The 12,651-nt window shown below is 71.5% G+C and carries 10 protein-coding genes and 1 rRNA gene; 6 read left to right on the top strand and 5 right to left on the bottom strand.

All coding sequences use genetic code 11. The annotated features are described in order from the left end of the window. Positions 1 to 81 (top strand): 5S ribosomal RNA (gene rrf, locus ABT137_RS44465); the annotation flags it as partial. Positions 82 to 187: 106 nt separating this feature from the next. Here the strand turns inward: rrf and ABT137_RS44460 are convergent. The 5 genes from ABT137_RS44460 to ABT137_RS44440 are packed head-to-tail and all read right to left on the bottom strand — an operon-like array spanning position 188 to position 5,864. Continuing rightward, positions 188 to 1,498: a DUF58 domain-containing protein gene (locus ABT137_RS44460; protein ID WP_351718221.1), complete on the bottom strand. Its 1,311-nt coding sequence runs from the start codon at positions 1,496 to 1,498 to the stop codon at positions 188 to 190. Beyond that, entirely contained in the window at positions 1,498 to 2,487 is a 990-nt protein-coding gene (locus ABT137_RS44455; protein ID WP_351718226.1) for an AAA family ATPase, read from the bottom strand. The genes ABT137_RS44460 and ABT137_RS44455 overlap by 1 nt, the downstream gene beginning before the upstream one ends. Further along, a complete protein-coding gene (locus ABT137_RS44450; protein ID WP_351718219.1) occupies positions 2,487 to 3,683 on the bottom strand; it encodes a DUF4350 domain-containing protein in 1,197 nt (398 codons plus the stop codon). The genes ABT137_RS44455 and ABT137_RS44450 overlap by 1 nt, the downstream gene beginning before the upstream one ends. Then, positions 3,680 to 4,444 (bottom strand): DUF4129 domain-containing protein, encoded by a 765-nt coding sequence (locus ABT137_RS44445; protein WP_351718217.1) that lies wholly within the window; start codon positions 4,442 to 4,444, stop codon positions 3,680 to 3,682. The genes ABT137_RS44450 and ABT137_RS44445 overlap by 4 nt, the downstream gene beginning before the upstream one ends. Positions 4,445 to 4,478: 34 nt before the next feature. Next, complete coding sequence (locus ABT137_RS44440) at positions 4,479 to 5,864, bottom strand: DUF7847 domain-containing protein (RefSeq protein ID WP_351718216.1); 1,386 nt, start codon at positions 5,862 to 5,864, stop codon at positions 4,479 to 4,481. Positions 5,865 to 6,004: 140 nt separating this feature from the next. Here ABT137_RS44440 and mtnA point away from each other — a divergent pair, with 140 nt between their 5' ends. From mtnA to ABT137_RS44415, 5 genes are all read left to right on the top strand, one after another. Continuing rightward, positions 6,005 to 7,144: an S-methyl-5-thioribose-1-phosphate isomerase gene (mtnA, locus tag ABT137_RS44435; protein ID WP_351718214.1), complete on the top strand. Its 1,140-nt coding sequence runs from the start codon at positions 6,005 to 6,007 to the stop codon at positions 7,142 to 7,144. 497 nt (positions 7,145 to 7,641) lie between these two features. Continuing rightward, on the top strand, positions 7,642 to 7,812 hold the full coding sequence (locus ABT137_RS44430; protein ID WP_351718212.1) for a hypothetical protein: 171 nt from the start codon (positions 7,642 to 7,644) through the stop codon (positions 7,810 to 7,812). A 191-nt stretch (positions 7,813 to 8,003) separates the two neighbouring features. Further along, complete coding sequence (gene mtrA, locus ABT137_RS44425; protein ID WP_015659998.1) at positions 8,004 to 8,693, top strand: two-component system response regulator MtrA; 690 nt, start codon at positions 8,004 to 8,006, stop codon at positions 8,691 to 8,693. A 1-nt stretch (position 8,694) separates the two neighbouring features. Further along, complete coding sequence (gene mtrB, locus ABT137_RS44420; protein WP_351718210.1) at positions 8,695 to 10,737, top strand: MtrAB system histidine kinase MtrB; 2,043 nt, start codon at positions 8,695 to 8,697, stop codon at positions 10,735 to 10,737. Continuing rightward, a complete protein-coding gene (locus ABT137_RS44415; protein ID WP_351718208.1) occupies positions 10,727 to 12,565 on the top strand; it encodes an LpqB family beta-propeller domain-containing protein in 1,839 nt (612 codons plus the stop codon). The genes mtrB and ABT137_RS44415 overlap by 11 nt, the downstream gene beginning before the upstream one ends. The last annotated feature ends 86 nt before the right edge of the window (positions 12,566 to 12,651 follow it).

The raw sequence follows: 12,651 nt of genomic DNA, 5'->3' as shown, positions 1-12,651 counted from the left end.
ATTCCGAACCCGGAAGCTAAGCCTTACAGCGCCGATGGTACTGCAGGGGGGACCCTGTGGGAGAGTAGGACACCGCCGAACAAATATTAGGAAAGAGCCCCACACCTCACGGTGTGGGGCTCTTTCGCGTTTGAGGGCTTGGAGAGAAATCGGCAGGGGCCGACCTGGAGCCCCTGCCGTCCGGGACTCAGAGCCGACCCGCCGCTTTCAAGGCGAGATACGCATCCGCCAACGCAGGAGCGAGATCATCAGGCGTCGCGTCCACGACCGTCACACCGTGCCGGCGCAGTTGCTCCGCGGTCCGATGCCGTTCGCTCTGGGCTTGTGCGGCCGCCGCTGCCTCGTACACCGCGTCGGCGTTTCCGCGGGCCGTCGCCATATGCGCGATATGTGGGTCGGCCACTGAAGCAAGTAGAACTGTGTGCCGTTGGGTCAGTTGCGAGAGCACGGGAAGCAGGCCCTGTTCTACCGGAGCGGTGTCGAGCGTCGTCAGTAGGACGATCAGCGAACGGCGTGGAGCCGTTCGGAGCGCGGTGGCGGTGAGGCCGCGGGCGTCCGTTTCGACGAGCTCGGGCTCCAGCGTGGCCATTGCGTTGACCAGGGAGGGGAGGACGTCGCCTGCGGCGCGGCCCTGGACGAGGGCGCGCACCCGGCGGTCGTAGGCGAGGAGATCCACGCGGTCGCCCGCGCGCGACGCGAGGGCCGCGAGGAGGAGTGCCGCGTCCATGGAGGCGTCCAGGCGGGGCGCGTCGCCGACGCGGCCGGCGGAGGTGCGTCCGGTGTCGAGGACGACAAGGATGTGCCGGTCGCGCTCAGGACGCCAGGTGCGTACCGCGACCGCCGATTGCCGTGCCGTTGCCCGCCAGTCGATGGAGCGGGTGTCGTCGCCGGGGACGTACTCGCGGAGGCTGTCGAATTCCGTGCCCTCGCCGCGGGTCAGGACGCTGGTACGGCCGTCGAGTTCACGCAATCGGGCGAGTTTCGACGGCAGATGCTTGCGGCTGGTGAAGGGGGGCAGAACCCGTACAGTCCAGGGCACTTTGTGGCCGCCCTGGCGGGAGAACAGGCCGAGGGGGCCGTAGGAGCGGATCGTGACGCGGTCCGCCTGGCGGTCGCCGCGGCGGGTGGGGCGCAGGCGGGTCGTGACGCGTCGGCGTTCGCCCGGGGGAACGGTCAGTTGGTGGCGTGAGGCCTCCACCTCCGTGCCGGGCTGCCAACTGCTGGGCGGCCAGCCGTCCCTGAGGCGGGCCCGGAGGGGGCGCCGGGACGGGTTGGTCACCGTCAGGGTGACGTCCGCGGTCTCGCCGAGACGGGCGGACGTGTCGCCGGAGCGGGTCAGCACGAGGCGTCGTACCGGAGCCGCCAGGGCGAAGTCGCAGGCGCAGGCCAGAGCCAGTGGGCCGTCGACGGCGAGGATGCCGGTCCAGCTCGGTCCCCAGATGCCGATGGGGACCGACCCGATGGCCGCGATGAGGGCGGCGCGTCCGGTGAGGGGCATCAGCGGGGGACCGGGACGTGGGCGAGGATCGCGTTGATGACGGAGTCGGCGGTCACGCCCTCCATCTCGGCCTCGGGGCGGAGTTGGACGCGGTGGCGGAGGGTGGGCAGGGCGAGGGCCTTGACGTCGTCGGGGATGACGTAGTCGCGGCCGGTCAGCCAGGCCCAGGCGCGTGAGGTGGCGAGGAGGGCGGTGGCGCCGCGTGGGGAGACGCCGAGGGTGAGGGACGGCGACTCGCGGGTGGCGCGGCAGATGTCGACGACGTAGGCGGTGATCTCGGGGGAGATGTTCGTCTTGGCGACCGCTGCGCGGGCGGCTTCGAGGTCGGCGGGGCCTGCGACGGGGCGTACACCGGCGGCGCGCAGGTCGCGTGGGTTGAAGCCCTCGGCGTGGCGGGTGAGGACGTCGATCTCGTCCTGGCGGGAGGGGAGAGGGATCGTCAGTTTGAGCAGGAAGCGGTCGAGCTGGGCTTCGGGGAGGGGGTAGGTGCCCTCGTACTCGACGGGGTTCTGGGTCGCGGCGACCAGGAACGGATCGGGGAGCAGGCGTGGGATGCCGTCGACGGTGACCTGGCGTTCCTCCATGGCTTCGAGGAGGGACGACTGGGTCTTGGGCGGGGTGCGGTTGATCTCGTCCGCGAGGAGGAGGTTGGTGAAGACCGGGCCGGGCTGGAAGGAGAACTCGGCGGTGCGGGTGTCGTAGACGAGGGAGCCCGTGACGTCGCTCGGCATGAGGTCGGGGGTGAACTGGACGCGCTTGGTCTCCAGTTCGAGCGCGGATGCGAGGGCGCGGACGAGCAACGTTTTGGCGACTCCGGGGACTCCTTCAAGGAGAACGTGTCCGCGGCAGAGGAGAGCGACGACGAGGCCGGTCACGGCGGGGTCCTGGCCGACCACGGCTTTGGCGATCTCCGCGCGCAGGGCCTCCAGGGAGGCCCTGGCGTCGGCCGGGTTCCCGGTGTTCCCGGCGTTGTCAGCGGTCGGGTCCATCATGGACGGCGTACCTCTCTTTCGAGGGCGTCGAGCTGGTCGGTGAGGGTGATGAGGGCCGCGTCGTCGCCGGGCGGCGGTCCGAAGAGCAGGGCTTGCAGGGTCTGTCCGTCGCCGTGCAGGTGGGCGGAGAGGGCAGGGAGCAGGGCCTCGGGCGCGTGCGCCTGGGAGACGGGGACGCCTACGAGGGGGGCGAGACGGGTGCGGGCGGTGGAGCGAAGAGCGGCGGCCGCGCGGTCGCGGGCGCCGGCCTTGCGGTAGAGGCGAGCGCGGCCTTCGACGGTTTCGGAGGCGCGGATCGCCACAGGGAGTTTCTCGGGCACGAGGGGGCCGAGCCGGCGTGCCCGCCAGAAGGCGGCGAGGGCGGCGGCGATGAAGAGCTGGAGCGTGCCCCAGAGCCAGCCGGAGGGCAGCAGGTCGAACAGGGATTTCTGGTCGCCGGTACCGGTGGCCGTGGCGTCGGAGAGTGAGGGGAGGTACCAGACCAGATGGGGGCGGGAGCCGAGGAGTTGGAGGGCGAGCGAGGCGTTGCCCTGCTTGTCGAGGCGGTCGTTGAGCAGGATGTCGGGCGCGCCGAGGACGACGGTGTCACCGTTTCCGGAGGCTGCGGGGATGCGGAGGAGCGTGGCCAGGCGCTGGCTGGGGTAGCAGGTGTTGGCGTCGAGGTGGGTGGTGGTGTAGCGGATGCCACCGGTGTCGGCGCTGCCCGCCCGCCGGGCCGCCGCCAGGGAGCAGTGCGGGTCGAGCGTGGACTTGATGCTGTTCGCGGGGTCGGCGGTCACGCCGGGGGCGAGCCGTTCGACGGACGTGCTGCCGGCGGCGACCAGGACGGTGCGGCCGCCCGACCGGGCCGTCGACGACTCCAGCTGGGACTGCTGATGCGGGGTCAGCAGGTCCGGGACGGCGACGAGAAGGGTGGTGTCGGGGCCGGCCGCGGTGCGCGCCTCGGTCAGGGTGGTGACCACACGGGTGTCCACGCCCCGGTCGGCGAGGAGTTCGGCGACGGCGCGGCTGCCGTAGGGGTCGGCGGAGCGTGGGTCGAGGTCGCCGTGCCTGGTGTCGGAGCGGATGACGGCGATCGCCACGGCCCCGGCGAGGGCGAGCACCACGGCGAGGACGATGCCGCGGGTCCGAGTCCACACCGGGCGGGTGGTTGGCGCGGTGGAGGTGGCCGGGAAGGCTACGCCGGTGGTCATTCGGCGGCTCCCTGGCGGGTGTTGTGGGTCGTGCTGTGGGTGCTGCTGGAGCTGCCGGCCAGGATCGGCTTGGTGCGTTCCAGGTCGCGGTCGAGGTCGGCGATGCGGTCGTACGACGCCTGGGTCGCCCTGCGGCCGCCGTACGTCACGTCGTCGAACTCCCGGGCGGCGGCGCGCAGCCGGTCGGTGTGGGCGGGCAGGGCGCGGCCGGCTTCGGCGGCGGCCTCGTCGGCGGTGCGGCCGGGGCGGACATCGAGCAGGGCGCGTTCCTCCAGGGCGCGGACGACGGCGCGCATGCGTTCCTGGAGGGCCTGGTTCCAGTGGCCCTGGGCGGCGTGTGCCTCGGCGGCCGCGCGGTGTTCTGCGGCGCTGCGGGGGCGGTCGTCGAACAGGGTGGCGGCGGAGACGGGTTGGCGGCGGGGGGAACCCAGGCGCCACCACAGGGCGCCCAGGACGGCGATGACGGCCAGGACCACGACGACCAGGCCCAGTGCGCCTCCGGGCGTCGCGGACGCGGCGGCGGAGAGCAGGCGGTCGACCCAGTCCAGGACGGCGTTCAGTGCACGTTGGAACAGCCCCGGGTCGTTCTCGTGGTACATCCGCTTGGACAGTTCACGCCGTGCCGCCTCCCGCGCGGGGTCGCGCGGGATGGTCACGGGCGGTTGGTCGTCCGAGCCGGTCAGCGACAGCAGCGCTGTGTCCCGGGCCCGCAACAGGCCTCGTACGGCCTCGTCGGCGGCGCGCGGCAGGGCTGCGGGCACCGTTGCGAGGACTCCCCCCGTCGGGCTCACCGCATCAGCTCCCCGGGACGGTGCCGGGGGTGCCGGCGCCGTAGTTCTCGACACCTGCGGCGCGGGCCAGTTCGAGGTCGAGGGCCTCGCGGCGGATCCGCTGGTCGATGTAGAGGAGCACGGTGACGCCCGCGTTGATCGGGAAGGTGAGCATGGAGCCGATCACCGAGCCGATGCCGCTGATGACGAGGAACGTCCAGCCGTAATTGTCGTTGGTGTTCTCCAGGAAGCCGGTCAGGCCGTGGCCGCCGGCGTAGGCCCCGATCAGGGTGAAGGGGATCACGGCGAGCGACGAGACGATGTTGGCGATGATCGAGGCGAGGAACTGGATGCCGAAGACCCGCCACCAGGAGCCGCGGACGAGTTTGGTGGAGCGGCTCAGGGACTTGGTGATGCCCTGCTTCTCCAGCATCAGGGCGGGCGAGGCCAGCGAGAAGCGGACCATCAGCCACACGGTGACGACGGCACCGGCGAGGATGCCGAGGATGAGCAGGGCGGCGATGGCGCCGCCCGGGCCGCCGGCGATCGCGACGACGATGCCGGGCAGCGCGCCGACGAGCAGGACGCCGACCGCGATGAGCCCGGTCAGGAGGATGAGGCCGAACAGTTTGAGGACCTGGGGGCGGGCGTCGCGCCAGGCCTCGCCGATGGTCACGGACTTGCCGAGTACGGCGCGGCTGGTGACGGTCGTCAGCAGGGCTGTCGCGATGATGGTGCCGACCAGGGTGATCAGCAGGACGGCGCCCGAGCTGAGCGCGACCTCGCCGGCGGCGCGGCTGATCTCGGTGAGGGAGGCGCTCGGGTCGTTGAGGGCGTCGGTGGTCTCGGTGTCGTTCAGGACGAGGCCCTGCAGGAGGATCACCGCGACCTCGGTGATGACGGCGACCGTCAGCGAGATGCCGAGGACCGTACGCCAGTACGTGCGCATGGTGGAGACGGCGCCGTCGAGGATCTCGCCGACGCCGAGCGGGCGGAGCGGGATCACGCCGGGCTTGGCGGCGGGCGGGGGGCCGCCCCAGCCGCCGCCCCAGGCTCCGTAGCCGCCGGGCGGACCGTATCCGCCGGGGCCGCCGTAGCCTCCGGGTCTGCCGGGCCCTCCGTAGCCTCCGTAGCCGCCGCCGGGGGGCTGGCCGCCCCAGCCGGGGCCGGGGGGTGGGGGCGGCGGTGCCTGGCCTGGTGCCGGGGCGCCGGTGGGCGCGGACCACTGGCCGGGCGGCGGCTGTTCCTTGGACCACTGCGAACCGGAGCCCTGTGGATCCGTGCCCGGCTGATCGGCGGGCGGTTCGACAGGCCCTGCGGGGACGGGGCGGTCGGCAGGGGCGGACGCGCCGGGTTCCCGCCCGTCGGACGGGGCGGATCCGGGCGAGGCCCAGCCCGGAGTGTCGTTCATCGAAGCTCCTTCACGGTGCCCGTCCGCGAGCGCGGCGGCAGGTTGGCTGCCATCGTGCCATGGGGTGGGCGCCCCGTGACCGGCCGCGGTAGAGGCTGCGCACCTTCAATTGTCCGCCGGATACGGGGCAGACTGAGCGCATGGCTGATCAGTACGCGCAAACCGGCGAGGACAAGCGGTCGACGGGCATGCCAGTGATCCGGTGGGAGGAGCCGCCCGAAGGTCCCGTGGTGGTCCTTCTCGACCAGACCAGACTGCCGGCGGAGGAGGTCGAGCTGGTGTGCACGGACGCGCCGGCGCTGGTCGAGGCGATCCGTTCGCTCGCGGTGCGGGGGGCGCCGCTGCTCGGGATAGCGGGGGCGTACGGCGTGGCGCTCGCCGCCGCGCGGGGCTTCGACGTGGACGAGGCCGCGGTGGCGCTGTCGGGTGCCCGGCCCACAGCCGTGAATCTGTCCGTCGGGGTGCACAGGGCCGCGTCGGCGTACCGGTCCGCCCTGGCCGAGGGCGGGGACAGCGGGGCGGCGGCCGCGGCGGCGCTGGGCGCGGCGCGGGCGCTGCACCAGGAGGATGCCGAGGCCAGCGCCCGGATGGCCGAGCACGGACTGGCGCTGCTGGAGGAACTGCTGCCCGGCGGAGGGCACCGGATCCTCACCCACTGCAACACCGGTTCGCTGGTGTCGGGAGGGGAGGGCACGGCGTTCGCGGTGGCCCTCAGGGCGCACCGGGCGGGGCGGCTGCGGCGGCTCTGGGTGGACGAAACGCGTCCGTTGCTGCAAGGTGCGCGCCTGACGGCATACGAGGCGGCTCGCAGCGGCATGGCGTACACCTTGCTCACCGACAACGCGGCCGGTTCGCTGTTCGCGGCGGGGGAGGTCGACGCGGTGCTGATCGGGGCGGACCGGATCGCGGCCGACGGATCGGTGGCGAACAAGGTGGGGAGCTATCCGCTCGCGGTGCTCGCGCGCTACCACCATGTGCCGTTCATCGTGGTGGCGCCGTTGACGACGGTGGATCCGGAGACACCTGACGGGGCATCCATCGAGGTCGAGCAGCGCCCCGGATACGAGGTGACCGAGGTCACAGCACCGCAGGTGCCGGTGGCGGGAGCGGGCAGTGGGATTCCGGTGGCACCCCTGGGGACCCAGGCATACAACCCGGCGTTCGACGTGACGCCGCCCGAGTTGGTGACGGCGATAGTCACCGAGGAAGGCGCCGTTTCGCCCGTGACGGCTCAGGCTCTTGCGGAGCTGTGTGCAAGGTCACGCCAGGTAGCGATTTAGCCGATGGGATGATGCCGGCTCGACGGACGGCAACGGCCCCTCCACCTGCGGCCATTCGCAGACGTAGGGGCCGTGACATCCATGGTTGACATCAGGGCGATGCCGAATCAGGTGGTTTGGAGAGGATTCGACATGGCTTCGACTCCTTCGAATCGGACGAGGCCGCGCTCGGTGTCGACGGGTGCGGCCCAACTTTCAGTGCTCCGCGTTCTTGCCCCAACGGGCCGCGGTGGCGCGCGAGATCCCGGTGAAGCACATGCCAACTTGGGACGCTGGTCGAACCCCGGCTCAGGGGCTTCTCCTGATCCTGCATCGGCCCGTAGGACAGAGAGTTGTTACAGGTTTCTCTACCTCTATAGATGGCGGGGGCGCTGTTCGCGAGGGCCGGCGAGCAGTGGCGTGCGCGGGGTGCTCCCATCCCGTTGAGGAGGGAAGCGGTGCGGCTTAGTACGGGCCTGTACCGTGAGCGCCGCAGACCTCGGCGAAGGATTGAGCGGGTGCCCATGCAGGTGATCAGGCGCATCGTTGCCGGCGCTCTCCTGTTCTGCGGTGCCTTGCTTGGTGCGCGGGAACTCCAGCGGCAGGCCTCCAGCCGCAGCGCGAAGAAGAGTCTGATGGGGCTTGCACTCGCTCTGTGCGCTGTCGGCGTGCTGATCAGCCAGACATAGCGGCACTCCTTCTCGGGCTTGGTCGCCACGTAGCGGGTCAGGAGGAGCGGGCGTCACATGCGGTCGGAGCTGACATCCGTCACTGACATCAACGTCGACGGACGGGGGCAGACAGTGACGGTCCCCAGCGACTATGGTCACTGGCCGGTGACCCTGGTCACCTGCGCAACCTTCACTGTTATGAGAATGGGATGATGTCGTTTATGAAGGGACGAGTCCTTGTCGTCGACGACGACACCGCACTGGCCGAGATGCTCGGCATCGTGCTGCGTGGTGAAGGTTTTGAGCCGTCTTTCGTAGCCGACGGTGACAAGGCGCTGGCCGCTTTCCGTGAGACCAAGCCCGACCTGGTGCTCCTGGACCTGATGCTGCCCGGTCGGGACGGTATCGAGGTGTGCCGTCTGATCAGGGCGGAGTCCGGGGTGCCGATCGTGATGCTCACGGCGAAGAGCGACACCGTCGACGTGGTCGTGGGCCTGGAGTCGGGCGCGGACGACTACATCGTGAAGCCGTTCAAGCCGAAGGAGCTGGTCGCCCGGATCCGGGCCCGGCTGCGGAGGTCGGAGGAGCCGGCACCGGAACAGCTCGCCATAGGTGACCTGGTCATCGACGTGGCCGGGCACTCGGTGAAGCGGGACGGGCAGTCGATCGCGCTGACCCCGCTGGAGTTCGACCTGCTGGTCGCGCTCGCCCGCAAGCCGTGGCAGGTGTTCACGCGTGAGGTGCTTCTGGAGCAGGTCTGGGGCTACCGGCACGCGGCGGACACCCGCCTCGTCAATGTTCACGTCCAGCGGCTGCGCTCCAAGGTCGAGAAGGACCCGGAGCGGCCGGAGATCGTGGTGACCGTCCGTGGTGTCGGATACAAGGCGGGACCGAGCTGACATGTCCGGGGACAGTGCCGCTTCGGCCCCCGGCCGGTCCGGGGACCGTCCGGAGCGGCCTGTCGGCGGGAAGCGGTTCGGTTCGCGCTGGCGGCTGCTCTTCGAGGGCGGCTTGCTCCAGGGCGGGGTTCAGGGCAGCCCGGTGCTGCGCCTGTTCATGCGCTGGGTGCGGCGGCCGCTGCTGCCGGTCATGCGGCTGTGGCGGCGCAACATCCAGCTCAAGGTCGTCGTCACGACCCTGCTGATGTCGCTGGGCGTCGTCCTGCTGCTCGGCTTCGTCGTCATCGGGCAGGTGCGCAACGGCCTGCTGGACGCCAAGGTGAAGGCCTCGCAGAGCCAGGCCACCGGTGGTTTCGCGGTGGCCAAGCAGAAGGCCGACGAGGCCGCGACCGGCACCGGTGACACCGCGCAGTCGGCGGACGGCCGGCAGTCGCAGAACGTCACCTCGTGGATGAGTGACCTCGTCGAGTCGCTCTCCAGCGGCGGTCAGGGCGCCTTCGACGTGGTCACACTGCCTGCGGGCGACAACAACAGCGGCGGCGGGCGCACCCGGGCCTCCGGGCAGGTCGACCCGACGGCCAGCGTGCCCGACGACCTGCGCACGCGGATCAACGGCAATACGACGGCCGCGCAGAGCTATACCCGGATCATCTACACGGACGACAAGGAGTCGCAGCCCGCGCTGGTCATCGGCAAGCAGGTCAGCGATCCGAACAACGACCCGTACGAGCTGTACTACCTCTTCCCGCTCACCCAGGAGGAGAAGTCCCTCAGCCTGGTCAAGGGCACGCTGGCGACGGCCGGGCTGTTCGTCGTCGTCCTCCTCGGGGCCATCGCCTGGCTCGTCGTACGGCAGGTCGTCACGCCGGTGCGGATGGCGGCCGGAATCGCCGAGCGGCTGTCGGCCGGGCGGCTCCAGGAGCGGATGAAGGTCACCGGCGAGGACGACATCGCGCGGCTCGGCGAGGCCTTCAACAAGATGGCGCAGAACCTCCAGCTGAAGATCCAGCAGCTGGAGGACCTCTCGCGGATGCAGCGTCGGTTCGTGTCGGACGTCTCGCACGAACTACGGACGCCGTTGACGACCGTCCGGATGGCGGCCGACGTCATCCACGAGGCCCGCGAGGACTTCGACCCGGTGACCGCGCGGTCCGCGGAACTCCTCGCCGACCAGCTGGACCGGTTCGAGTCGCTCCTCGCCGACCTGCTGGAGATCAGCCGCTTCGACGCGGGCGCGGCGGCGCTGGAGGCCGAGCCGATAGACCTCAGGGAGGTCGTGCGGCGGGTGGTCAGCGGGGCCGCGCCGCTCGCGGAGCGCAAGGGCACGCACATACGCGTGCTCGGCGATCTGCAGCCCGTGGTGGCCGAGGCGGATGCCCGGCGCGTGGAGCGGGTGCTGCGCAACCTGGTCGTCAACGCCGTCGAGCACGGCGAGGGCAAGGACGTCGTCGTCAAACTGGCCTCGGCCGGCGGGGCGGTCGCGATCGCGGTGCGCGACTACGGTGTCGGGCTCAAGCCCGGCGAGGCGACCCGGGTCTTCAGCCGCTTCTGGCGGGCCGACCCGGCACGCGCGCGTACCACCGGTGGTACGGGCCTGGGGCTGTCGATCGCCCTGGAGGACGCGCGGCTGCACGGCGGCTGGCTGCAGGCGTGGGGGGAACCGGGCGGCGGCTCGCAGTTCCGGCTGACGCTCCCCAGGACGGCGGACGAGCCGTTGCGGGGCTCGCCGATACCCCTGGAGCCCAAGGACTCCCGGCGCAACCGGGGGCTCGGCGAGGCCGGTCTGCCGAGCGGCGGCGAGGACAAGCGGGCCACCGTGCCGGTGCAGCCCGGCGGCGGCCAGGCGGCGTCGCTCGCGCCGATGGCGCAGCGGATGGCCGCCGTGACCCCGACCGCCGATCCGACCGCGCTGCCCGGCAACGGCGCGCGCGTGGTGCCCCGGCCGGCCCAGGGCGCTCGGCGTCAGGAGGGCACGCCCGAGACCGGTCAGGGCGACGGGGTGGACGAGTCGAACAAGCCAGGGGAGGCATTTCGTGGGCGCTGACCGCGAGGGGAGCGCCCGGCGCAGGCCGGCGCGCGCGGTGGCGTACGCCGCCTGTGGGGCCGTGGTTCTGGCGGGCTGTGCCTCCATGCCGGACAGCGGCGATCTGCGGGACGTCGAGTCGACGCCACGGCAGGACACGCAGGTGCGGGTCTTCGCCATGCCGCCGCAGCAGGACGCGTCGTCCACGGAGATCGTGCAGGGTTTTCTGGAGGCCCTGACCAGTGACGACCCGAACTACGACACGGCGCGCAAGTACCTGACCAAGGCGGCCGCGAAGACCTGGCAGCCGGAGTCGCAGGCCATGGTGCTGGCGAACGGGCCGAGCATCCAGACGGACCCGCGGCCGGTGAACCGTGAGGGCACGAACAGCATCACCTACACGCTGCAGGGCAGCCGGGTGGCCACCGTCGACGCGCAGCAGGCGTACACGCCCGCGGACGGGGTGTACCGCAGGACGGTGCATCTGACGAGGGACGCCAAGAGCGGGCAGTGGCGGATCGACTCGCTGCCGCAGGGAGTCGTGATGGGCAAGTCCGACTTCCAGCGCAACTACACGTCGGTCGACAAGTACTACTTCGCCTCGGACACGTCGGCCGGGGAGACCGGGCAGCCGGTGGCGGTCGCCGATCCCGTTTTCGTGCGCAGCCTGGTGGATCCGACGACCCAGCTGGTGCGTTCGCTGCTCAAGGGTCCCACCACCTGGCTCGGCCCGGTGGTCCGGTCGAGTTTCCCGACCGGCACGGCGCTGAAGAAGGGCGTGTCCGGGCTGACCCCGGACGACCAGAACCAGCTCACGGTGCCGCTGAACGTCAAGGCATCCCGGATCGGCTCCGCCAAGTGCAGCGAGATGGCGACCCAGTTGCTCTTCACGCTGCGCAACCTGACGCCCACCCTGGACTCGGTCGCGCTGCAGTCCGTCAACGGCGCCCACATGTGCGACGTCACCGAGGAGGAGGCCGAGGCGACCGCCTGGCGTGCCTCCACCAAGCGCCCCGACTACCTGTACTTCCTCGACGGCAAGCACCGGCTGGTGCGGATGACGACCGGCGGCACCGGCACCAGCGCGGTCGCGGTGCCGGGCCCGTTCGGCGCCGGCACCAAGCCGCTGCGGTCGGTTGCGGTCGCCCGTGACGAGCGGACCGCGGCCGGGGTCACCAGCGACGGCAGGACGCTGTACGTGACCTCGCTCGCGTCGGACGGTTCGCTGGGCGACGCCGTCCTGACCAGTCACGGTGCGACCGAGCACGACCGGCTGACGGCGCCGAGCTGGGACGCCCGCGGTGACCTGTGGGTGGCCGACCGCGACCCCGCCAAGCCGCAGCTGTACATGCTGGCGCAGGGCGTGGGCCAGCCGGTGGCCGTGCAGATCCCGGAACTGGACGGCCGCATCGAGGACGTGCGGGTCGCCGCGGACGGGGTGCGGATCGCGCTCGTCGTCGAGAAGGACGGCAAGCAGTCGCTCCTCGTCGGGCGGATCGAGCGCACCAAGTCCGACGACCAGCAGGAGGTCTCGGTCCTCGAACTGCGCTCCGCGACCCCTGGGTCGGAGGAGGTCACCGCGATGTCCTGGGCCGGGGACAGCAGGCTCGTGGTGGTCGGGCGCGAGCAGGGCGGCGTGCAGCAGACGCGGTACGTCCAGGTCGACGGCTCCACGCCGGACGGGCCGGCGCCCGCGGCGCTCACGGGTGTCCTGGCGATCGCCGCGTCCGAGGACGACCGGGTGCCGCTGGTGGCCGACTCGCAGGACGACGGGATCGTCCGGCTGCCGTCCGGGGACCAGTGGCAGAAGGTGGTCAAGGACGGGTCGGTGCCGGTCTATCCGGGCTGAGCCCCGCGCCGTGCGTGAGCGGCCGTCCCGGTCCGGCGTCGAGCCGACGGGGCGGCCGTTTTTTCGAGGGCTTCTCGTGGGCCTTT

This window comes from Streptomyces sp. NPDC001980, from assembly GCF_040296885.1.
In the GTDB taxonomy this organism is placed as follows: Bacteria; Actinomycetota; Actinomycetes; order Streptomycetales; family Streptomycetaceae; genus Streptomyces.
The sequence above is the reverse complement of the archived record's forward strand: the minus strand, read 5'-3'. Positions and strand labels throughout refer to the sequence as shown.